We start from the raw sequence: 22,805 nt of genomic DNA on the forward strand, positions 1-22,805 counted from the left end.
TTTTTATAGAACCATCTTACTACAAGAACACATGTTTGTCAACGAGAAATTCAAACAAATGTTTGGATTTTGCTTGCATAATGTGCCATCCCATGGTACTATAAAGAAAGATAATTTTCAGAAAAGCTTGGATTGCGATCTTCCGATCGTTTGCGCCGGAATATTATGAAAGCGCAAATGCGATGGAAAGATATGTGTTCTGGATCTTTTATTGTAGTATATATAGAAACAGCAGAAAAAAGGACTGCTTAGAGGAGGGATTTTCATGCCGGGTAAGATTACAGCGAAACAGCAGGAAATACTTGAGTTTATAAAACAGGAAATTTTAAAGAAGGGATATCCGCCAACAGTGCGGGAGATCTGTGAGACGGTTCATTTAAAATCGACCTCTTCGGTCCACTCTCACCTGGAAACACTGGAGAAAAACGGCTATATCCGGCGTGATCCGACGAAGCCAAGAGCCATTGAGGTAGTCGATGATACCTTTGGCTTAACCAGACGGGAAATGGTACAGGTACCCGTGATCGGTACGGTAGCGGCCGGACAGCCGATCCTGGCAGCGGAAAACATTGAGAGCTACTTCCCCTTTCCGGCGGAAATGCTTCCCAATAAAGAAACCTATATGCTCCATGTAAAGGGAGAAAGTATGGTAAACGCCGGAATTCTGGACGGCGATCAGATCCTCTGTACCGTGGATTCTACAGCGGAAAACGGTGACATTGTGGTAGCACTGGTCAATGATTCGGCAACGGTAAAACGTTTTTATAAGGAGAACGGACACTTCCGTCTCCAGCCGGAAAACGATTTTATGGATCCGATCATCTTAAATGATGTAAAGATCATCGGACAGGTCATCGGGCTGTTCCGGAAAATGTCTTAAATGAATGAAAAAGCCTGTCAGATTCATGAACGGAGTCTGACAGGCTTTTTCATTCATTACAACGGAAGATTACCGCTTTGCGGCCCGCCGCAGGCGGAGAATCCTGCTCGCAGGATTCTTTTTTACATTACTCTTCCAGCTCTTTCGGATCTACGAATCTTCCATCTCTCCAGATCCGCTCCAGATCATAGAACCGGCGGTCTTCTTTTGAAAAAACATGGACAACGATATCCTTGTAGTCCAAAAGGATCCATTTGGCGGCCTGATAACCTTCCCGCTGGGTATAATGGAATCCGGCTTTTGCCAGTTCCTCTTCCACGTTATCGACCATGGCCTGAACCTGATTGCTGTTTTCGCCGTTGGCAATGATGAAATAATCGGCGAGGCAGGAAACACCGGAAATATCGATCACGGTGACTTCCTGGCCTTTTTTGTCTTCGAGGGCGCGGCAGGCGATGGCTGCCATGGTTTTGGAATCGCTCATATACTGCTCTCCTTTGCTCTTGTTTCATGAAGGGCCCGGTAAAATGCACAGGCCGCCTTCGTGGTATCGTCAATGCTCTCCGGCCGTTCCTTTAAATATTCCAGAGTATCGGACATAATTTCATAAACAGCTTCGTCCAGATCCCGAAATGCCAGGCCGCGGATTTTATCCAGATTCGGTGCCTTGAACCGGCGCGGTTCGATGTAATCTGCTACATAGAGGATCTTTTCCAGAAGACTCATATCCGGCTTTCCGGTGGTATGGAACCGGATCGCGGAAAGGATCGCAGGATCCGTCACATCATACTTATGCTCGGCAAAATAGGCGCCGACCTTGGCATGGAGCAGGGAAGGATTCCTTACTTCTGCATCCGTGACGGGAAGCTCATACTTCCGGCATTTTTTCAATAAGGTGTCATTATCATACTGCTTGGCACAGTCATGAAGCAGGCCGCCGATCTCTGCGGCTTCGGAATCTGCGCCGTAACGCATCGCAAGGCAGGCCGCCGTATAGGCAACGCCCAGGGTATGCTCATAACGCCCGATTCCCAGCTTATGACGCATTTTTTCTTTGATCGCCAGACGATCCGGCTTCATGGCGTATTCCTCCTTTGTATCGGCTGTTTCAGCCTCCTGTGTGCAGCTAGGGGAAACATGATCTTCGGACTGAACAGGATCGTCCACTGTCTCAGAATCCTCCGGCCGGTACAGTCCATGCTCTTCGATATAATCCCAGACGGCCTTCGGTACATAATAACGGATCGGACGTCCCTCGCTGCATTTTTTACGGATGTCTCTGGAGGAGATGGCGATATCCGGCATCTGGATCAGTCCGACACTGCCATGAAACCGTTCCTTTAAATACTGGATCTGGCTCTGCAGCTGCTCTCCTGGAAGATCCATGCGGTTTGCTGCCAGGATCACAGCACGGTTGAAGATCTCCTGCGGCTCATGCCAGGAGTCCACGGCAAACAAGGAATCAGCTCCCATAATGAAATAGATCGTGCTGTCCGGATACAGGCTGTTTAACTCCCGCAGCGTGTCACTGGTATACGTATATCCGGTACGGCAGAGCTCCAGATCCGAATAGGAAAAGCGGTCGTTGTCACGGATAGCCAGGAGAACCATAGCCTGACGGTGTCTGGCATCCAGAACCTTCCGGTCGCTTTTATGGGGCGGCTGGGAGGACGGCATAAACAGGACCTGATCCAGATCAAACTGCGTCATGGCCTGCTCGGCCAGGATCAGATGGCCAAGATGGATAGGATCAAAGGTTCCGCCCATGATCCCGATTCGTTTCTGAACCGATGCTTCCGCTTTCATTTCGGCAGCTCCAGTTTCTTCTTTGTTTTGGATTCCCGGTATAACACGATCTTCTTTCCGATGACCTGTACCACCTGGGAACGGGTACGCTCTGCAAGGGCTTCCGCCAGAATTCTGGTGTCGTCCATGCAGTTTTTCAGTACGTTGATTTTAATCAGCTCTCTCGCCTCCAGCACTTCGCTGACGGCCTCGGTAATTTCCGGCGTCAGACTGGATTTCCCGATCTGCATGATGGGCTCCATGGTCATCGCCAGACTTTTTAAATAAGCTCTCTGTCTGCTGTTCATGTTCTTTATCCTTTTATATGAAATCAAAGGGAATCTGCGGCTTATACTGGTTACAGAACCGGAAATTCCTCTTATTTATAGTAATCAAATTCCAGACCATACATCTTTACCGTGTCACCCTCAGCAATTCCGGCCTCCTCCAGCTCATCCAGAATTCCATTGTTCTTTAAGAAATTCTGGAAAAACTCAAAGCCCTTTTCAGAGTCGATATTGGTATAACCCAGCATTTTCTCAATCCTGGGACCTTCCACGGAGAATACGCCTTCTTCCAGCTTTTCAACGGTATAAGGAAGCGTCTCACTGATCCGAAGAGATTCAGGATCCAGCTCCCGCTCAAAGATCACAGGAGTCTGATCCATGTTCTGCAGCAGTCCGTACACATGATACAGAAGCTCCTTCACACCCTGTCCACTGACTGCAGAAATCCCAAATACCTTTGTTCCTTCGGTCTCAAAGGCTTTTCGGATCCGCTCCACAGGATCCTCATCTTCTGAATACACCGCATCGATCTTATTGGCAGCAATGACCTGCGGACGCTTTAAAAGCTCCGGATCATACTGCGCCAGCTCCTTATTGATGGCATGGATATCTTCTACCGGATCACGTCCTTCGGTGGAGGCTGCATCTACCATATGGATCAGAACCTTTGTCCGCTCAATATGACGCAAAAAGGCATGTCCCAGTCCGATGCCCTCAGATGCACCTTCGATGAGTCCCGGAATATCAGCCATAACAAAACCTGCGCCCTCGCCCAGATCCACCACGCCCAGGTTTGGATTCAATGTCGTAAAATGGTAATTGGCAATCTTCGGTCTGGCGTTGCTGACACGGGAAAGCAGTGTGGACTTTCCTACATTTGGAAAGCCGACCAGTCCTACATCGGCAATGACCTTTAACTCCAGAAGAACCCAGAGCTCCTGCCCCTCCTGACCTGGCTGTGCATATTTGGGAACCTGCATGGTAGCAGTGGCATAGTGCATATTGCCGTTTCCGCCGCGGCCGCCCTTTAAAATAATCTCCCGCTGATGCTCACCGGACATATCGGCGATGACCTTACCGGTTTCAAAATCCTTGATGACAGTTCCTTCGGGGACTTTGATCACAAGATCCTGGCCGTCCTTTCCGTGACAGCGCTTCTTTCCGCCCTCTTCTCCGCTGGTGGCGACATATTTTCTTACATGGCGGAAATCAGTAAGGGCGTTCAGTCCCTTGTCAACCTCGAAGATAATATCTCCGCCGCGGCCGCCATCTCCGCCGTCAGGGCCGCCATTCGGTACATAAAGCTCCCGGCGGAAGCTGACATGTCCGTCTCCGCCTTTTCCGGATTTAATAAAGATTTTTGCACTGTCTGCGAACATGTAACGTTTCCTTTCTGATCGGAATCATAATGGTAAAAAAGCCGACGCTTACCGCGCCGGCTCATTTGAACCATGGTTTATTCGTTTACAACTTTGGGATATACAGAAACCTGCTTCTTGTCTCTGCCCTTTCTCTCGAAACGTACCACACCATCAACCATAGCGAATAACGTATCATCGCCTCCGCGGCCTACGTTTACGCCGGGATGGATCTTTGTACCGCGCTGTCTGTAAAGGATATTGCCGGCAAGTACGAACTGTCCGTCAGCTCTCTTGGCACCAAGTCTCTTGGACTCGGAATCACGGCCGTTCTTTGTGGAACCTACGCCTTTCTTATGAGCGAATAACTGAAGATTCATCTTCAACATGGTCTTACACCTCCTCAGTCGATATGTTCAGAAACTGATTTTTCTTTTTTTCAGTTCTGTAGCTTTCCATGATGCTTTCAAGACCAAGCACCATCGTGTTCAACAACAACTTGGATTCCGGGCTGATTTTATCGGAAAAGATGCATTCCAGATAACCGTCATCCACGGTACAGGTGAAGTCATCCTCTGTATAAACATCAATGGCATTCACTGTATTCTGAGTCAGAACGGAAACACCGGCACAGACAATGTCCTCACCCGGTTCGCCGTACTCCGCATGTCCCGTTACCCGGAACCCACGGTACTGCCCATCGGAATCTACAAATAGTTTTACCGTTATCATCGTTTTCTACACTGAAAAATCAATTAAGCGTTGATCTTTTCAATCTTTAACTGGGTATAAGCCTGTCTGTGACCGTTCTTCTTGTGGTATCCGGTCTTTCTCTTATACTTGTAAACGATAACCTTTTTGCCTCTGCCTTCGTTCATAACGGTTGCAGAAACAGTAGCACCTGCTACGGTAGGGCATCCAACAGTCAGCTCATCGCCGCCTACAGCCAGAACCTGATCAAACGTATAAGTCTCACCAGCCTCAACACCAAGCTTTTCTACTTTGATGACATCGCCTTCAGCAACTTTGTACTGCTTTCCGCCTGTTGCAATAATCGCGTACATAGGGCACCTCCTATTTATCATTACTCGCCAGTTTCGGTGTCCGCCCGAAGCGGCCCTTTTCGACCTCACTGTGCGGCATACTTAATTATAATAACAGAAAAAACCTGGAATGTCAACACCACATTCCAGGTTTTTTAACACGGTTATGCCCTGTAAAACAATCGATTTTCTCCGGATTATCAATTGCCCCTGTTATTCCAAAACCAGCATTCGATTTACTGCTTCTCCAGTGTCATGCTCACGCCGGAGAGATCCATGGTGATCTTTCCATCTTCATAAGTAGTATCCAGAGAATCCCCGTCAATGGTCAGTGTTAACGTAGATCCGTCAAGCTTCCAGGTTCCCTCTCCGGTCTGTCCTGCCATGTTGATGGACATGGTATTGTCTTTCTCCAGAACCATTTCCATTTTCACATCTTCGTTTCCGCTCTGCTTCAGATACTCATCCACATCCACGCTGACACCGCTGACAGAAACCGTTGTGGCTTTCCAGTTACCGACAACCGGTGAGATCTTGGATCCGCCGCAGGCCGCCAGAGTGAGGACGGTCAGGATCATGGCCAGTAATAACATCATTCGCTTTTTCATGTTGCTTTTCCTCCCTATAGGAATTAAATTAAGTTACGCGCCTTTCAGAAGCCCAGCTCATGGAGCGGTTTCCGGACCTTTTTCCGGGTCATCTCCACCAGGTTCAGTCTTGTATAACCGAGAACGGTAGTTTTTACCGGGTCTTTATAAAGTTCCTGTTTTAATGCCTGAAGAACGGATTCTTTATGGGGCTCCTCCGCCATATCAATAAAATCAATCAGGATGATTCCCGACAGATTCCGGAGTTTTAGCTGAACGGCGATCTCTCTTGCCGCCTCCAGATTCGTCTGAAAGATGGTGTCCTCTTTCTTCCGGTGCTTCTCCGTTTTTCCGGTATTCACATCAATGGCAACCAGTGCTTCTGTGGGCTGGATCACCAGAAATCCGCCGGATCTTAACCAGATCCGTTCTGACAGCGCCCGTTCCAGAACCGTTTCCAGACTGTAAAGTTTGGATAACGGATAGGAATCCGTATACAGGCGGAGGAACGGCAAAGCTGCCTCCGGATTTTCTGTTCTCAGTGTCTGAAGCCGCGTCTCGATTCTATTATACACGTCCGGCAGGTCTGTGACAACCTCAAAAAGGCCGGAAAGCCGATTCCCGAAGATTTCAGACAGATACCCTGGCTCGGGAGAGCGCAGAAGGCATCCGGAGGTTCTCGTCTTCCAGATCGAAGAAAGCTGCCTGGCCTCTTCAAGAAGCCGGTTCCGTTCCTCCAGAACTGCTGAATCAGAAGCGTGAGCCGCATTGGTGCGGACGATCAGGCTGTAAGCCTCCGTCTCACCTAAAAGCGTACGGAGTTCCTGTCTCCGTTCCGGGTCATTCAGCCTGGACGAGAAAAACAGACCCTGTTTGGACGGTGTCAGAACCAGGTACTGACCGGTAAAGGTCAGCGCCGTGGTGACAGTCGGAGCCTTTGTTTTCTGGGCATCCTTAATTACCATGACCGGGATCTGGGCACCCTCCCGGAAGGCAACGCCTTCCACCGGAAACCGTTCCCAGTCCTCCAGCGGATAATAGGCCATAAGACCGTCTCCCAGCTCCACAAAGGCTGCCTGGATATTCGTCCGGATCTGTTTGACTGTTCCCACATAGATCCGTCCCACCATGGAATCCTCTTCCGGATCCTCGAAAAACAGATCGGTGATCCGTCCCTGCGTCTCCTCTGCGGTCAGCCGCCGCTCTCGAAGCGTTGTGACGATCATACGGGTTCCTGCTGCCCGGCTGCTTACAGATTCACTGCTCATAAGATATCCTCACCAACAGCATCTAAGGAAAGCAGTTTCCGATTATCCTCTTCTCCGTCCCAGGCATACAGCTCCAGCCGGTGTACCCGGAATGCAAACGGATCCCATTCCTGCCCGCTGTCCTTGAAGAAGGCTTCCAGCATAAGCTCCGGCTTCAGGTTTTCGGCGCTTCCGGAGGCGAGGCGGACAAATACGCCGTCTTCACGCAGCCTTGACTCATAGATCATGGGACGGATATCCACCTCTTTTTCACTCTTCTTGGTCTTTTTGAGAACCGGGATCGTCTCCTGTTCCAAAAACGTCTGTAACGAGGAACGCCAGTCTGGAAATCCGGTCAGCCGTTCCTCCTTCGGAATCAGAAGATAATCGGCGGCCGCCACGATGGACATGGCGTTTTTTGCTGTATCCGGCAGCCTTTTATAGCTTACAATCTCGAAGCCGTCTGCCATAACCGATTGAAACCGACGGATCATTTCAGCGGAGGATTCACTGGATAAGACCTCCATATCCACATATTCGCCATCACTGGTAAGCCCCAGTCCCAGCGGAGATGCAAAGGACATGATCTGGTGCGGGCTGAAGCCCTCCGAATAGGCAATGTCCACTCCGGCCCGGCGGTTCACCTTCTGGAAGTAACGCATCACATCCAGATGGCCAATGAATTTCATGATCCCATACTTTCGGAATTTAATTCTTACCTTCAAAGCAGACACCCCCTCCGAATTTTCTCACGCCGCAGCCCTGGCACTGGGCCCGGCAGTTGGGGGTGACAACGCCCTCCATGGCACGCTTCCACTCCCGCTTTAAGAAGTCCTTGGTAACTCCGGTATCAATGAAATCCCAGGGAAATACTTCATCCAGGCTGCGCTCTCTGAGATTATAAAAAGCAAGATCAATTCCGGCAGCATCCAGGGCTTCCATCCATTTTTCATTGTCGAAGCTTTCCGACCAGGAATCAAACATACAGCCCCGTCTGTACGCCTCTAAGATTCCCCGGCTTACCCGGCGGTCGCCCCTGGCCAGAACACCCTCCAGTACCGATACATCGGCCTCATGCCAGTTGTAGCGCAGGCTCTTGTGGTTTAACTGGCTTTTCATGGTATCATTTACCAGATGCGCCTTGGAAAGATAGTCCTCCTTGGTGAACATAGGTGCCCACTGAAGGGGCGTAAAGGGCTTCGGGATAAAGAACGAGGTACTGGAGGTCACCTGAACCCGTCCCTGGCGCTGTTCCTTTGGAACGGTATCATAATACACAGCTGCAACCTTGTTGGCGAGCTCCGCAATGCCCTTCATATCCTCTTCCGTCTCTGAGGGCAGGCCCAGCATGAAATAAAGCTTGACCTTGTTCCAGCCGCCTTTAAATGCCTCTGCAGCGCCGTTTAAGATCACCTCTTCCGTCAGTCCCTTATTAATGACATCGCGCATCCGCTGGCTTCCAGCCTCCGGTGCGAAGGTTAAGCTGCTCTTTTTGACATCCTGGACGCGGCTCATGACATCCAGGGAAAAGGCATCGATCCGCAGGGACGGCAGGGAGATATTCACGTCCTTCTTTCCGAACCGTTCGATCAGGAAATACACCAGCTCTTTTAAATAGGTGAAATCACTGGAGCTTAAGGAGCTTAAAGAGATCTCATCATGTCCGGTATTTTCCAGCAGACGGACCGCATATTCCTTTAAGTCCTCCAGATTCCGTTCTCTCACGGGACGGTACACCATGCCCGCCTGGCAGAACCGGCAGCCTCGGATACAGCCACGCTGGATCTCCAGTACCACCCGGTCCTGGGTTGCCTTCAAATACGGAACAAGGGGCTTTTCCGGATACGATGCCTTTGTCATGTCCACCATAAGCTGCTTGGTAACGGTCTTCGGCGCATGAGGATTATTGGGCACCATAGCCTCGATGGTTCCGTCCTCATGATAGAAAATATCATAAAAGCGCGGGACATAGATCCCGGGGATCTCGGCTGCCCGCTCTAAAAATTCCAAACGGGAAAGTCCCTGATCCTTACAGTCGTTATAAAGATCCAGCAGACGGTCATAGACCACCTCGCCTTCTCCCAGATAAAACAGATCAAAAAAGTCCGCAACAGGCTCCGGGTTGTAGACACAGGGGCCGCCTCCGATGACGATGGGACAGGCCTCGTCCCGGTCTCTGGAAAACAGAGGGATTCCCGAAAGATCCAGGATCTGAAGGATATTGGTGTAGCACATCTCATACTGGATCGTGATTCCGAGAAAGTCCATGTCCTTTACCGGTGTCTGGCTTTCCAGGGTAAACAGCGGGATCTGTTCCCTTCTTAAAAGGGCGTCCATATCCATCCAGGGGGAATAGACACGCTCACACCAGACATCCTCCCGCTTATTAAACATATCATAAAGGATCTGAATACCGAGATGGGACATGCCGATCTCATAGACATCGGGAAAACACATACAGAAGCGGATCCGAACCTGATCCGCCTCCTTGATAACTTCATTGACTTCCCCGCCGATATAGCGGGCAGGCTTATCGATACTTAAGAGCAGTTCGTCGCTCAGTGCCAGTTTTTTCACACGGCTCTCCTCTCTTTCATAAACTGCCTATCGGTTGGCAAGTTCATGGGTGATATCTTCCCAGGTCACACCCTTTTCGGCCATCAGAACCATGGCGTGATATAAGAAGTCGGAAATCTCATAAATGATCTCCTCCGGGTCGGGATTCTTGGCAGCAATGATGATCTCCGCAGCTTCTTCTCCCACCTTCTTCAAAATCTTATCCAGTCCCTTATCGAACAGATAATTGGTATAGGACCCTTCCTTGGGATGTTCTTTTCGGTCCATAATGACACCGTAAACATCTTCAAAAACCTTTAAAGGATTGGAATCGGCATAATCCTTCTTTACCAGCGTCTGGAAGAAGCAGGAACGTGAGCCGGTATGGCAGGCCGCTCCGATCTGGGAAACCTTGGCAAGAAGGGTATCATTATCGCAGTCCAGGTGAAGGGACTTCACATACTGAAAATGCCCGGATGTTTCGCCCTTCAGCCACTGAGTCTTCCTGCTCCGGCTGTAATAGTGCATTTTTCCGGTGCGGAGAGTGTCCAGAAAGGCCTGCTCATTCATATAGGCCATCATAAGGACCTCTCCGGTCTGGTAATCCTGAATGATGACCGGAAGAAGGCCGTCAGCGCCAAGCTTCATATCCCTCCAGGCCACCGGACTGGTTAAGATATTCATGGTAAGTCCTTTGGCCGCAAGAGCCGTTTTTTCCTCCATAAAGGAACAGGAGGCTTCGGCTCTTCCGGTATAAACAACGCCCTGAACTCCGGGGATCAAAAGCGCTTCGGATACCGATGTCCCGTCTTTTAAAAACAAAGTCACCGGTGCATTGATTCCTTTGTCCGGGCAGGCATCGCTCCAGAGCAAGAAACCGCCGGCACCGAGCGCCTGATATTCCTCCACACGGGACAGACTTTCTTCCGTATCCAGCCAGACCAGGATTTTTTCCGAGCCGAACCGGTCAGAAACCTCCTTTAAAAGATCAATATGCTCTAGAACCGAGGCGTTTAAATACACCGCCTTTGCACCGGCATAGAGATACTTTTTCACATCCTCCATCCGACGGACTCTGCCGCCGGTGATGACGGGGATATCCACCGTACGGATCATAGTCTTTAAGATCCCGATGTTTGCATCATGATCCTGATCTTTCTCGGAGCCGTCCATGACCAGAAGCTCGTCTGCACCGTTTCCATCGAATAGGCGGCACAGGGAAAGAGGATCCTGCGGTTCCGTGTCCGGAAAGCACATTGCTTCTCCGGCGGCGGAAAGAGAAAGGACAGCTGCCAGTTTTTTTTCATTTTCCATTGTATTTACCTCAACATTTACCTTATTTACAGGGAACCCTTCGTGGAAAGAAGTCCGGGAATCCGCTCGTCCACATAGACAGCGGAATCCAAAGCCTTTGAAAAGGCCTTGAACATGGCTTCGATCACATGATGGGTATTTTCTCCGTGAAATTCTTCAAAATGCAGGTTCATGGCTGCCGCATAGGAAACGGCATAGAAAAATTCATGAACCATTTCAGTCTCGAAGGTACCGACCCGCTCAGCCTGAAACCTGGCGTTTGACACAAAATAAGGTCTTCCGGAAAGATCCAGGGAACAGAGCATAAGCACCTCATCCATGGGAAGGATGCAGGTCCCGTAGCGGCGGATTCCCATCTTGTCTCCTGCGGCTTCCTTAATGGCCTGTCCCAGCACGATGCCGCAATCCTCGATGGAATGATGGGTATCCACCTCCAGATCACCGTTGATTTCCACTTCCAGGTCAAAGAGCCCATGCTTGGCAAAAAGGGTCAGCATATGATCCAGAAATCCGATCCCGGTCCGGCAGATGCTTTTTCCGGTTCCGTCCAGGTTTAAGGACAGGCGGATCTTCGTTTCGTTGGTATTCCGTTCAATCTGTGCGCTTCGCATGGCTCCTCCTTTACTCAAACCGGACCTTAATGGAGTTTCTGTGGGCGGTTAATCCTTCCTGGGCCGCAAACCTCATAATATCCTCATGGATCGGCTCCAGGGCTTCTCTCGAATAGGAAATGATACTGGATTTCTTAATGAAATCGTCTACGCCAAGCGGTGAGAAAAACTTGGCGGTTCCGTTGGTGGGAAGCACATGGTTGGGACCGGCAAAATAATCTCCCAGAGGCTCACAGCTGTGCTCACCGATGAAAATGGCTCCGGCATTTTTGATCTTTGTCATGACGGTAAAGGCATCCTTCGTCATGATCTCCAGATGCTCGGAAGCAATATCGTTGACTGCCTCAATGGCTTCGTCAAGATCTTTGGCGATCAGGATATGACCATAATTGTCCAGAGATTTCTCTATGATCTCCTTCCGTTCCAGTACCTGTAAAAATCCGTCGATCTCCCTGTTTACCTCTTCGGCAAGCGTTCTTGAGGTAGTGACTAAGATTGCCGATGCCATTTCGTCATGCTCCGCCTGGGAAAGCAGATCCGCAGCCACATAGCGGGGATTGGCTGTCTCATCGGCAAGTACCAGGATCTCGCTTGGACCGGCAATGGAATCAATGCTTACATAGCCGAATACTGCTTTTTTCGCCAGTGCCACAAACATATTTCCGGGCCCCACGATCTTGTCCACCCTGGGGATCGAGGCCGTTCCGAAGGCCATGGCTGCTACTGCCTGGGCGCCGCCGCATTTAAATACCCGGTCCACGCCGGATTCCTTTGCTGCAACAAGAACAGCCGGATTCATCTTCCCGTCCTTTCCGGGCGGTGTGGTCATGATGATCTCCTTTACACCGGCCACGCGGGCGGGTACGATGTTCATAAGTACCGAGGAGGGATACACGGCTTTTCCGCCGGGAACATAAACACCGACCCGGTTTAAGGCCGTGATCTTCTGGCCTAACAGGATTCCGTTTTCCTCCGTATCAAACCAGCTGTAACGACGCTGCTTTTCATGAAAGGCGCGGATGTTGACCAGAGCCTTCCGGATCACCGTTAACAGTTCCGGATCGACCTCCTCATAAGCGCGGGCGAATTCCTCCTCCGTCACCTGAATGGTCTCCGGCGTAAGGGTGCAGTGGTCAAACTGTTCCGTATAGGAAAACAGAGCCTTGTCTCCGTTTTGTTTTACATTTTCGACGATTTCCTCCACGGCTGCCGTGTAGGTTCCGTACTGAGAGGGGCTTCTTTTCAACAGAAGCTCCAGCAGATTTTTCTTGGAATCTTCTTCCAGAGTTACGATTCTCATCATGATCCTCCTTTGCTTCGTTCGGTCTTTTCTTAAGCATTCTTGTTTAAATAGGCGCGCATATCCTGAATGATCCGGCTGATCCGTTCATGTTCGATTTTCATGCTTACCTGGTTGACCACCATTCTTGCGGACAGAGGAACTACCTCCTCCAGAACCGTCAGTCCGTTTTCACGGAGTGTCGATCCGGTCTCCACGATATCAACAATGACTTCTGAAAGTCCGACGATAGGCGCCAGCTCGATGGAGCCGTTTAATTTTATGATCTCCACCGTCTGGTGCTTTTTATTATAAAAATAGTCCTTGGCGATATTGGGATATTTGGTCGCCACACGGATCAGCTCATGATGCTTTAATTTTTCTCCGGCCTCAGCAGGACCGCAGACACACATCCTGCATTTGCCGATTCCCAGATCCAGTACCTCATAGAGACGGCGTCCTTCCTCCAGGATCGTATCCTTTCCGACGATTCCGATGTCGGCGGCACCATATTCTACATAGGTCGGCACATCATTGGCCTTGGCCAGGAAAAACCGAAGCCCCAGTTCTTCGTTGGTAAAAATCAGCTTTCTGGTCTTTTCGTCCTTCATTTCCTCACAGGAAAGGCCGATGGCCTCAAATAATTCCATGGTCTTTTTTGCCATTCTTCCCTTTGCCAGGGCAAATGTCAGATATCTCATCACTCTGCCTCCTCATCATCGGTATCATCGCTCCCCGGCTCATACCGGTATAAGGTTCCTTCTTTTAAGTAATACAGGATCGTGATGTCGTTCCGGTCACGATAGGCCAGATATTCCGATAAGGGCCTCTGGTCCCCGCGGCGGATCATCTGGAGGTTGGTTCCCTCCTCCCGCAGTGCTCTTGCATGGGCGATGGCGGACTGCTGCTCTTCTTTTTCATAAAGAAGAACGGCATCGGTCTTCGGTATGTCTACCTGGATCTTCTGTCTGGACAGAGCTGCCAGAAGGCCGTCGATCGATATGGAGAAACCGACAGAGGGTGCATCCTTTCCGAACTGGCGCATCAGTCCGTCATAGCGGCCGCCGGATACGATGGGCTCACCCATGCCGAAGGTCACGCCGCGGAAGATGATTCCGGTATAATATTTATATTTTCCAAGCATGCCCAGATCAAAGGATACATAATCGGAAAGTCCGTAATATCCGAGAATCCGGTACAGGTTTTCCAGCCGTCTGATGGCGGCAAGGCAGCGGGGATTATCCGTCATGGAACGGGCTGTCTCGATGACCTGCACCGGTCCGAACAGGTCCGGAAGCTTTAAAAACAGGTCGGAAAGTGCTTTCGGAAGCTTCTGTTCGGAAACAAGCTCCTCTACACCAAAGAAGTTCTTCTCCTCGATCAGCTCCCGGAGCTGCTCCTCGGTTTCCGTGGAAAGTCCGGCCTCTTCCACCAGGCCATTGAAAAATTCCACCTGGCCGATATCCACCTGGAAGTCCCTGAGACCTGCAGATTTTAAGGAATCAATGGTCATTGCAATGATCTCTGCATCGGCATCGCTGGTATCGTCTCCGATGAGCTCGGCACCCTGAACGGTCGCTTCCTTTAAGCGTCCCTGATAGCTGCTGTAATTGATAAAGGTATTCGCCAGATAGCTTAAGCGAATCGGCAGATTCTCATCCGTATAATATTTTGCCGCACAGCGGGCCACCGGCGGAGTCATATCAGGCCGGAGCACCAGGGTATTGCCCTCCCGGTCAAAAAATTTATACAGCTCTCTGGAATCCACGCTTCCGCGCTCTTTATTAAAAATATCAAAAAATTCAAAGGAAGGGGTCTGAAGCTCGTCATAGCCATATTGCTTTAAGATCCTCCGGATCCGTCCCTCGATTACCAGCTTTCTTGCATATTCCTTCTGATAAACGTCTCTTACGCCCTCCGGGGTGTGCAGTAACTGTTTCATAATGTTCTCCTATACTTTATCATGGTAACGTGATACTAGATTAGCAAACAAAAACATTATACAGGCAGAACCGGATTTTGTCAATCTCTGCTTTCCAGATCTTTCTGAAGCATTTCCAGGTAATGGATCAGTGTTCCGTTTTTGACGGTGACCTGGTAGCTTTGATCCAGCTCCTCATAGGTAAAGCTCTTCCGCCCTCCGTTTTTTCCGCGGTTCCACCATCGTAAAATATCCCGGAACGGAACGTAGTACACCTCCTGAAGAGCCGTAAAATCCAGCAGGATAAAAGCGATCCCTCCCTGCCTTTCGAAGGCCTCCATGAAGGTGATCTGGTGTTCGTGGATATTCTGGAGAGGGAAGGTGGTTACAGCCGATTCCTTCGCATCAAAGCAGACCGGAATCCCCTGAACGGCACCAATGTAATCCACGGTACTCTTCTGATCGAAATAGGCCAGGGTGATATGGCGGCTTTCCTTGTCGATCTGGATAGGCTTTATAGGGGTCGGGATCTTCTGGATCAGAGCAAGTCCCGCCTCCGCATACCGTTCATTGGTCACATTGACCAGCTCCTCCAGGGTGGAGCCGCGAAGTCCTCTGCTATTCCACGTTGCCATAAAGCACCTCGCTTCGGTCGGATCGGTTTAAAAACGTCATGGCTTCCCCTTTTATCACTGCGGCAAAGACCTTCGGGATCGGATCCGCAAACGTTTTTCCGGAAAGTCCCGAAAGAGCACCGGAAAGAAGCGGAAAGGTCATCTTCCAGGCATGAAGGAGCTGGAAACGCACGCCGTAACCGTCCCGAAGACGGCGGTTTCTCATCAGATCACCGTACTTGGGATCTCCCAGGACCGGATGGCCGATGGAGGCCAGATGAGCCCGGATCTGATGGCTTTTTCCGGTGACCAGCTCCACCTTTAATAAGGTGCTGTCTGCACTGTGCGCCAGCGGCTCATAGACTGTACAGATGGGACTGGAATCCTGGACTGCATGCTCCAGGATCGTCACCTGATTGGATTTCTCATCCTTGGAAAGATAGCCCTCCAGTCTGGAGCCATGCGTGATCTGCCCCTTTACCAGACACAGATAATATTTTCCCACGGTCCGTTCCCGAAACAGCTCCGATAAGGCACGTAACGCCGTCAAGGTCTTTCCGACGGTGATCAGTCCGCTGGTGTTCCGATCCAGCCGATTGCAGACCGAAGGCTGTACACTGCGGAGCGTTTCGGCAGTGACAGAACCGTTCCGAAGAAGATATCCGGTCAAATATTCCACCATGGAAGGCTCGTTTCCACCGGAACGCTGAGAAAGAATACCCGCCGGTTTATGGAGAAGCAGAACCTGATCATCTTCATAAATCACCGAAAGCTCCATGTTCGGATAAGCCGGTGCCTGAGCGGCCTGCTTTCGGAACTTTTCGATGGTCTCCTCCGCAAGAAACAGTCGGATCACATCGCCCTCACAGAGCCGTTCATTTCCCTCGCATTTCTTTCCGTTGCAGGTAATATTCTTTTTTCGGAACATCTTGTAAAAAAAGCTTTTGGGCGCAAGAGCCATATAGTTCTGGAGATATTTATCCAGACGGCCTCCGGCTTCGGACACCCCGATCACAAGTTCACGCATGAATACTTCCGTCCTTTTTCTGTAGATTTTCCGGATTACATGGAATATACCAGGAAATCATACCGCTTTTTCTCCAGCTCTTTCCGTACTTCCTCGGATTCCGGCGCGGCAATCCCCTTTACCCGCTTTAAAAAGGCATCATAATCCGTAAACAGCTGGATCTTTCCATAGATTCCAACGCTTTTTAACAGACCGTTCACATCCCGTTCCGACTGTTTTACATCAATTTTTTTCAATGCGGTGTAGCCGACAATCCCGTGCTCCGAAAAAACTGCTGCCTGAATGGGCACCAGCTTCTGGTTTGCAGTAACGATCATGTCACAGGCCGTCACGTTATCGCCTGTCACCGCTGCAAACCGGCGGTATTCCGCTTTCTTTAAGGGCAGCCCCTTGGAGCGGGCAACAATATTCACCGCAAAGGTGGCAGCCGGCAACACAGAGCAGATAGCTCCCACTGTAAAAATATTCTTTCTGGTTCCTGTCAGGCAGATTCCCAGGATCAGCGCCCCGAAAACCAGGACGCAGCAGCCGGCGCACAGTAAGATCTGCTGCCGGAGTTTCTTCATTCCGTAACCATAGTCTCCTCTGTTCATGGTATCTGTTATCTCTCCCATTTATCACATAGCATATTGATCTGATCGGCCATCTTGGCCAGATCCTTGTTGGCACCGCCCTCGTTTTTCCGGATCACGCTCATGAGGCGTTCTCCGGCCGCTACCAGACGGGCAAAAACAGTAGCTGCTTTTTTGGCCTTCGGCTTTGCTTTTCGGATCACGATAGGCTCCGCTTCCCTGCTCCAGCACTTCTCTAAAAGATCATAAACAGCCCCGCTGTAAGGCGCTTCGGCATCATAGCCGTACTCCTTCCTCAGACATGCCGCAAAGCTTTCGCAGACCTGATCCTCACCGTGAACCACAAAGACCTTTTCCGGTTTGTCCCGGAAGGCATTGATCCAGGTAAGCAGACCATTTTTATCCGCGTGTCCGCTGATTCCGTCCAGACGGCAGATCCTAGCCTTTACCTCGATCACTTCGCCGAAGAGCCGTACCGTCTGGGCACCCTCCAGCAGTGACCTTCCCAGCGTTCCCGCCGACTGGTAGCCCACAAACAGGATGGTACATTCCGGCCGCCACAGATTATGCTTCAGATGATGACGGATCCGGCCGGCCTCGCACATACCGGAAGCCGATAGAATCACCTTCGGCTCGGAGTCAAAATTGATCTGCTTGGAATCGTCGCTGGTGACAGAAACCTGTAATCCCGGAAACTGGATCGGATTGATCCCCTGATTCAGAAGCTCCGTGGCTTCTTCATCAAAGCAGCTGTATTTATGACGGTCAAAGATACTGGTGGCCTCTACCGCCAGCGGACTGTCCACATAAACCTTGAAATCCCCATGTCCGTGGATCAGATGCTCGGCCTTGATCTTCCGGAGAAAATACAGCATTTCCTGCGTACGTCCCACGGCAAAGGACGGGATCACCACATTTCCGCCCCGGTCAAAGGTTTCCTGAATGATTTTGGAAAGCTCTTTTACATAATCCACTCTGACTGCCGAATGGACCCGGTCGCCATAGGTGGATTCCATGATCACAAAATCGGCGCTGTCCAGATACTGGGGATCACGGATCAGCGGCTGGTCCAGATTTCCCACATCTCCGGAGAAGACGACCTTCCGCTCCTCGGTTCCTTCTGTAAGCCACAGCTCGATGCTGGCGGAGCCGAGCAGATGGCCCACATCGGAAAAACGCGCCCGGATTCCGGGGAAGAGCTCAATGATCTCCTTATAATCACAGGGCACCAGCTGTTCCAGAAGCCCCACCGCATCCTCCATCGTATACAGGGGAATATATTCCGGTCCGCCGGAGCGCTTTGCCTTCCGGTTTCGCCATTCGGCCTCGAATTCCTGGATATGGGCACTGTCACGCAGCATGATCCGGCAGAGGTCACAGGTCGCGGTGGTGGAGTAAACCGGTCCGCGGAAGCCCTTCGCATAAAGAAGCGGGAGAAGTCCCGAATGGTCGATGTGGGCATGGGTTAAAAGCACCGCATCCACCTCCGAAGCCGGAACCGGGATTTCCTGATTTTCAAAAACATCCTCGCCCTGCTCCATACCACAGTCAATGAGAAGATTTTTTCCGGCTGCCCGCACCATATGACAGCTTCCGGTTACTTCATGATCCGCACCAATGAATATCAGTTCCATAAACACGCCTCCTTTTAGGAATCCTTATGAATGCTGCTAATGCATACTGTTACGATTTCTTTTTATGAACATTCCGAATGGTCTTTTTCTTTCCGGAACGAACTGCGTTTTCCCGCTTACAGGCATTCCTGCCAATATGCCCGCTTCGTCCCTCTGCTCTTGTATTCTCCGGCCGGATCAGACATTTCGGACCGTACCCGATAAGATCCGTCCGCCCGGCCGTTTCCAGTGCCTCCATGACAAGGGGACGGTTTTTGGGCAGCCGGTACTGCATGAGTGCCCGCTGCATGGCCTTCTCATGGGGATTTTTCGGCACATAGACCGGCTCCATGGTCCGCGGATCCAGTCCCGTATAATACATACAGGTGGAAAGAGTTGAGGGTGTCGGATAAAAGTCCTGGACCTGCTCCGGGGTATGATTGATGTCCCGCAGGTATTCCGCCAGACGAATGGCTTCTTTCATGGTCGAGCCGGGGTGAGACGACATAAGATAGGGAACCAGATACTGCTTTTTCCCCAGCTGCTCATTCATCTTCCGGTATTTCTCCGCAAAGGACAGATAAACACCTGCCTCCGGTTTTCCCATGTACTTTAATACCTGGGGAGAAATATGTTCGGGAGCGACCTTTAACTGGCCGCTGATATGATACTGGCAAAGCTCCCTTAAAAAGGTCTCGTCCTTATCTGCCATAACATAATCAAACCGGATTCCGGACCGGATGAAAACCTTTTTCACACCGGGAACCGCCCGCAGCTTCCGAAGCAGCTTCAGATAATCCTGATGGCTCACCCGGAGGTTTTTGCATGGCGATGGAAAGAGACACTGGCGGTCGGGACAGGTTCCCGTCTTCAGCTGCTTTTCGCAGGAGGGCGCCCGAAAATCGGCAGTAGGCCCGCCCACATCATGGATATAACCCTTGAAATCCGGTTCTCCGGTAAGGATTTCTGCCTCCTTCAGAATGGACTCATGGCTTCTGGTCTGGACGATCCGTCCCTGATGAAAGGTCAGGGCGCAGAAGCTGCAGCTTCCGAAACAGCCCCGGTTGCTCACCAGACTGAATTTGATCTCGGAAAAAGCCGGGATCCCGCCGTCTTTATTGTACATAGGATGCCAGGTCCGCATATAGGGCAGATCGTAGACATCATCCATTTCCTGCTGCGATAAAGGCTTTGCCGGCGGATTCTGGAGCACATACCCCCTCGTTCCGTAGCCTTCCGCCAGCCGTTTTCCACGGAAGGGATCTGTGTTCCGGTACTGGATCCGGAAGCTTTCGGCATAGGCCCGCTTATCATCCTTCACCGTCTCATAATCGGGAAGCACGATCATCTCCGGATCATCAGGAAGCTCCTTCACATGACAGGCAGTTCCGGCAATATACGTAATCTCAGAAACCGGGAGTCCCGCTTCCAGCGCTTCGGCAATCTCCACCATGGAATGCTCGCCCATGCCGTAGCTTACCAGATCTGCCTGGGAATCCATGAGCACCGAACGGCGGACTCTTCCCGACCAGTAATCATAATGGGCAAGACGGCGCAGGCTGGCCTCGATCCCGCCGACGATGATAGGCACCTGCTTGTAGACCCTCCTAAGCAGGTTGCAGTACACGGTTACGGCATAATCCGGACGTTTTCCCATGACACCACCGGGCGTATAGGAATCGGTCTCCCGCCGTCTCTTGGATACCGAATAATGGTTTACCATGGAATCCATATTTCCGGCGCTTACCAAAAACGCAAGGCGGGGCTTTCCCAGGACCTGAACGCTTTCTTCCTTCTTCCAATCCGGCTGGGCGATGATTCCGACCCGGTAGCCTCTGGATTCCAGGAGCCGGCTGATGATCGCCGGTCCGAAGGACGGATGGTCTACATAGGCATCACCGATCACATAAACGAAATCCAGCTCATCCCAGCCTCGTTTTTTCATATCTGCCCTGCTTACCGGGAGAAAATCCATCATGTTACGCCTCCAACTCGATCTCGGCATAGGACGTTAAAAATCCGTCTGCCAGTTCTTCTTTTTCCATGCGCATGGTACGGGAATATTCGTCATCCACGGCCCAGACTGTCATGCCTGCCCGCTTTCCGGCCAAAATCCCAGCCGGAAGATCCTCCAGTACCAGACAGTGCTCCGGCAAAACAGAAATCTTTTCAGCTGCGAATAAATAAACATCAGGAGAAGGCTTTCCCTTCGGGACCTGGCAGCCCACCACGACCGCATCAAACAGATCCCGCACACCGTTGGCGCCGGTTACTGCTTCCACAAGCTCTCTGGAATTACTGGTGGCGATCCCGGTCCGGATCTGTTTTTGCTTCAGGCTTTTTAAAAAGTCTTCCGCACCCGGTTTTAATCGGATCTTATTCGAATACTGCTCCATGGCCATCTCGTTCCAGCATGCCTTGATCTTATCCAGGCTCATCGGAAGGGAAAACCGGTTCTGAAAATATGCGGCCGTCTCGGAAAAACTCATGCCTTCGATTTCTTTCTGGAGATTTTCCGGAACGGTATAGCCGAATCGTCCCAGGAAATCCACATCAATTTCCTTCCACATACCCATGGAATCCACCAGGGTTCCGTCCAGATCAAAGATTACTGCTTCTGTATGCTTTGGTAATTTCATCATTGCCATCTCCATCCGGGATAATATTTGTTCTTTAAGATTCCGCGATTTCTTTTTGCAAATCCAAGGCTCCAGCCGTCTGTACAGACGAGACACCAGCCGTCGGCTCCCTCACAGGCGGCTCCCTCCGTATCGATAGTCTCACCCTTTAAATATTTTACGGTACGGATATCTTCTGAGGAAAAGTCAGCAGTATTGGAAAACGCTTCCTTGGAAAAGAACATGGCAAGAGCCTGAGACGGCTCAAACCGGTTCTTTTTCATGGTGCCGAGAAACAGTCCTGTCCGAAGAAAGCGGATTTTCGGAAGCTTCTCCGGCGAAAGGGGAAGCAGGTAAAGATTTCCATCCCGCTCCCAGTACCAGCCGCGTTTCTCCAGGGAGAGAAGGATCTGATCCCGGAACTCCGCAAACGCCGGAAATTTCTTTAAAAATTTCTCGTTGGAAGCCGCCTGTTTTCGAAGGATCTGTTCTCTTCCGTCTTTTGCAGAACGATCCGCGAACTCTGATTCCAAACCGTTTGCCTGCGAAACGCAGAAAGTTTCAATGTCCGTATCGGCACATTTCACATTGACTTTCTTTTTCATCAGCGCCGCAAAATGTCCCTCGCCCCGCAGCTTCCACGGAAACAGACGGACAGAGGTTTCATCGGTGCCTCTGGAAAAGCCGTGCTCCGTCTGGATCGGAACCGCTTCCAGCTCCGATGCTTCCGAGAGGATAAATCGGATATTCTCCTCGTCCTCCCGGGGGGAAAAGGTACAGGTGGAATACAGAAGAAGTCCGCCCGGCTTTAACATGGAGACCGCACAGGAAAGCAGTCGTCTCTGGATCGGCACATAATACTCCGGTCCGCGCTCCTTCCAGCTTTCGATCATGGACGGTTCCCTCCGGAACATGCCCTCTCCGGAACAGGGTGCGTCGATCAGGATCTTATCAAACCAGCCGGGAAAACAGGCTGCCAGCCGCTCCGGCTCCTCACTGCAGACCAGGGCATTACCGATTCCGAACAACTCCAGATTTTTCAACAGTGCCTTCGCCCTTGAGGCACTTACATCATTAGAGACCAGAATCCCCTGTCCCTTTAAGGCTGCTCCCAGAGCAGTGCTCTTTCCTCCGGGAGCAGCGCACAGATCCAGGACACGATCTCCCGGCGTTACCGGAAGCAGCGCTCCCGGCGCCATGGCACTTGGCTCCTGTAAATAATAAAGGCCGGAAAAATAATAGGGATGGTGGGAAAGATCTGCCGATGGCTCATATTCATAACCCAGTCCGCCAGACCAGGAAACGGAACAAAGAACCGGAAGGGCCGAAAGGACCCGTTCCCGTTCTTCATCCGTCCGCACCTTTCCCGGATTTAGCCGGAACCCGCGGCAGGCCGGCTCGCGAAAGCTGTTTCTATATTCCTGAAACCCGGCTTCTCCGAGAAGCTGTTTCATCGTTTCTTCATACGTAAGAGGCAGTTCCATGATTCTTCT

The 22,805-nt window shown here is 50.9% G+C and carries 24 protein-coding genes; 1 reads left to right on the plus strand and 23 read right to left on the minus strand.

What is annotated here, in order from left to right:
- Window positions 1-265 precede the first annotated feature (265 nt).
- Window positions 266-880: a transcriptional repressor LexA gene (gene lexA, locus ACTQ3K_RS00600; RefSeq protein WP_441564702.1), complete on the plus strand. Its 615-nt coding sequence runs from the start codon at window positions 266-268 to the stop codon at window positions 878-880.
- Between the two features lie 127 nt (window positions 881-1,007).
- Here the strand turns inward: lexA and rsfS are convergent, their stop codons facing one another.
- The 23 genes from rsfS to ACTQ3K_RS00715 all read right to left on the minus strand — a co-directional run bounded on the left by rsfS (window position 1,008) and on the right by ACTQ3K_RS00715 (window position 22,796).
- Entirely contained in the window at window positions 1,008-1,364 is a 357-nt protein-coding gene (gene rsfS / locus ACTQ3K_RS00605) for a ribosome silencing factor (RefSeq protein ID WP_441564704.1), read from the minus strand.
- Window positions 1,361-2,686 (minus strand): nicotinate-nucleotide adenylyltransferase, encoded by a 1,326-nt coding sequence (gene nadD / locus ACTQ3K_RS00610; RefSeq protein WP_441564706.1) that lies wholly within the window; start codon window positions 2,684-2,686, stop codon window positions 1,361-1,363. The genes rsfS and nadD overlap by 4 nt, the downstream gene beginning before the upstream one ends.
- Window positions 2,683-2,973 (minus strand): ribosome assembly RNA-binding protein YhbY, encoded by a 291-nt coding sequence (gene yhbY, locus ACTQ3K_RS00615; RefSeq protein ID WP_441564708.1) that lies wholly within the window; start codon window positions 2,971-2,973, stop codon window positions 2,683-2,685. The genes nadD and yhbY overlap by 4 nt, the downstream gene beginning before the upstream one ends.
- Before the next feature lie 71 nt (window positions 2,974-3,044).
- Window positions 3,045-4,331, minus strand: a complete 1,287-nt coding sequence (gene obgE / locus ACTQ3K_RS00620) for a GTPase ObgE (protein WP_441564710.1) — start codon at window positions 4,329-4,331, stop codon at window positions 3,045-3,047.
- A gap of 77 nt (window positions 4,332-4,408) precedes the next feature.
- Window positions 4,409-4,699: a 50S ribosomal protein L27 gene (gene rpmA / locus ACTQ3K_RS00625; protein WP_441564712.1), complete on the minus strand. Its 291-nt coding sequence runs from the start codon at window positions 4,697-4,699 to the stop codon at window positions 4,409-4,411.
- Window positions 4,700-4,703: 4 nt separating this feature from the next.
- Complete coding sequence (locus tag ACTQ3K_RS00630) at window positions 4,704-5,042, minus strand: ribosomal-processing cysteine protease Prp (RefSeq protein WP_441564714.1); 339 nt, start codon at window positions 5,040-5,042, stop codon at window positions 4,704-4,706.
- 23 nt (window positions 5,043-5,065) lie between these two features.
- Window positions 5,066-5,374, minus strand: coding sequence for a 50S ribosomal protein L21 (gene rplU, locus ACTQ3K_RS00635; protein WP_441564716.1), 309 nt, complete (start codon window positions 5,372-5,374; stop codon window positions 5,066-5,068).
- Window positions 5,375-5,589: 215 nt separating this feature from the next.
- Window positions 5,590-5,961, minus strand: coding sequence for a lipocalin-like domain-containing protein (locus ACTQ3K_RS00640; RefSeq protein WP_441564718.1), 372 nt, complete (start codon window positions 5,959-5,961; stop codon window positions 5,590-5,592).
- Window positions 5,962-6,005: 44 nt separating this feature from the next.
- Window positions 6,006-7,208 (minus strand): ribonuclease E/G, encoded by a 1,203-nt coding sequence (locus tag ACTQ3K_RS00645; RefSeq protein ID WP_441564719.1) that lies wholly within the window; start codon window positions 7,206-7,208, stop codon window positions 6,006-6,008.
- On the minus strand, window positions 7,205-7,921 hold the full coding sequence (locus ACTQ3K_RS00650) for a TIGR03936 family radical SAM-associated protein (protein ID WP_441564721.1): 717 nt from the start codon (window positions 7,919-7,921) through the stop codon (window positions 7,205-7,207). Before ACTQ3K_RS00650 ends, ACTQ3K_RS00645 begins: the two co-directional genes overlap by 4 nt.
- Entirely contained in the window at window positions 7,896-9,764 is a 1,869-nt protein-coding gene (locus tag ACTQ3K_RS00655) for a TIGR03960 family B12-binding radical SAM protein (protein ID WP_441564723.1), read from the minus strand. Before ACTQ3K_RS00655 ends, ACTQ3K_RS00650 begins: the two co-directional genes overlap by 26 nt.
- A gap of 27 nt (window positions 9,765-9,791) precedes the next feature.
- Window positions 9,792-11,057, minus strand: coding sequence for a bifunctional phosphoribosyl-AMP cyclohydrolase/phosphoribosyl-ATP diphosphatase HisIE (hisIE, locus tag ACTQ3K_RS00660; protein WP_441564725.1), 1,266 nt, complete (start codon window positions 11,055-11,057; stop codon window positions 9,792-9,794).
- A 26-nt stretch (window positions 11,058-11,083) separates the two neighbouring features.
- A complete protein-coding gene (hisB, locus tag ACTQ3K_RS00665) occupies window positions 11,084-11,668 on the minus strand; it encodes an imidazoleglycerol-phosphate dehydratase HisB (protein WP_441564727.1) in 585 nt (194 codons plus the stop codon).
- A gap of 10 nt (window positions 11,669-11,678) precedes the next feature.
- Window positions 11,679-12,968 carry a histidinol dehydrogenase gene (gene hisD / locus ACTQ3K_RS00670; RefSeq protein ID WP_441565202.1) on the minus strand — a complete coding sequence of 430 codons (1,290 nt, stop codon included), beginning with the start codon at window positions 12,966-12,968 and terminating at the stop codon, window positions 11,679-11,681.
- 32 nt (window positions 12,969-13,000) lie between these two features.
- Complete coding sequence (hisG, locus tag ACTQ3K_RS00675; RefSeq protein ID WP_441564730.1) at window positions 13,001-13,648, minus strand: ATP phosphoribosyltransferase; 648 nt, start codon at window positions 13,646-13,648, stop codon at window positions 13,001-13,003.
- A complete protein-coding gene (gene hisZ / locus ACTQ3K_RS00680; protein WP_441564732.1) occupies window positions 13,648-14,889 on the minus strand; it encodes an ATP phosphoribosyltransferase regulatory subunit in 1,242 nt (413 codons plus the stop codon). The genes hisG and hisZ overlap by 1 nt, the downstream gene beginning before the upstream one ends.
- An 80-nt stretch (window positions 14,890-14,969) precedes the next feature.
- Entirely contained in the window at window positions 14,970-15,503 is a 534-nt protein-coding gene (locus tag ACTQ3K_RS00685; protein ID WP_441564734.1) for a Holliday junction resolvase RecU, read from the minus strand.
- Window positions 15,487-16,509, minus strand: a complete 1,023-nt coding sequence (locus ACTQ3K_RS00690; RefSeq protein WP_441564736.1) for an RluA family pseudouridine synthase — start codon at window positions 16,507-16,509, stop codon at window positions 15,487-15,489. Before ACTQ3K_RS00690 ends, ACTQ3K_RS00685 begins: the two co-directional genes overlap by 17 nt.
- A 35-nt stretch (window positions 16,510-16,544) precedes the next feature.
- Window positions 16,545-17,102 carry a hypothetical protein gene (locus ACTQ3K_RS00695; RefSeq protein WP_441564737.1) on the minus strand — a complete coding sequence of 186 codons (558 nt, stop codon included), beginning with the start codon at window positions 17,100-17,102 and terminating at the stop codon, window positions 16,545-16,547.
- Window positions 17,103-17,110: 8 nt separating this feature from the next.
- On the minus strand, window positions 17,111-18,715 hold the full coding sequence (locus tag ACTQ3K_RS00700; RefSeq protein ID WP_441564739.1) for an MBL fold metallo-hydrolase RNA specificity domain-containing protein: 1,605 nt from the start codon (window positions 18,713-18,715) through the stop codon (window positions 17,111-17,113).
- 49 nt (window positions 18,716-18,764) lie between these two features.
- On the minus strand, window positions 18,765-20,672 hold the full coding sequence (locus ACTQ3K_RS00705; RefSeq protein ID WP_441564741.1) for a YgiQ family radical SAM protein: 1,908 nt from the start codon (window positions 20,670-20,672) through the stop codon (window positions 18,765-18,767).
- A gap of 1 nt (window position 20,673) precedes the next feature.
- Window positions 20,674-21,333 (minus strand): HAD family hydrolase, encoded by a 660-nt coding sequence (locus ACTQ3K_RS00710; RefSeq protein ID WP_441565204.1) that lies wholly within the window; start codon window positions 21,331-21,333, stop codon window positions 20,674-20,676.
- On the minus strand, window positions 21,333-22,796 hold the full coding sequence (locus ACTQ3K_RS00715) for an RsmF rRNA methyltransferase first C-terminal domain-containing protein (RefSeq protein WP_441564743.1): 1,464 nt from the start codon (window positions 22,794-22,796) through the stop codon (window positions 21,333-21,335). Before ACTQ3K_RS00715 ends, ACTQ3K_RS00710 begins: the two co-directional genes overlap by 1 nt.
- Window positions 22,797-22,805 lie beyond the last annotated feature (9 nt).

Origin of the sequence: Candidatus Paralachnospira sp. LCP21S3_A2, from assembly GCF_052118925.1 — a bacterium.
In the GTDB taxonomy this organism is placed as follows: domain Bacteria; phylum Bacillota; class Clostridia; order Lachnospirales; family Lachnospiraceae; genus Lientehia.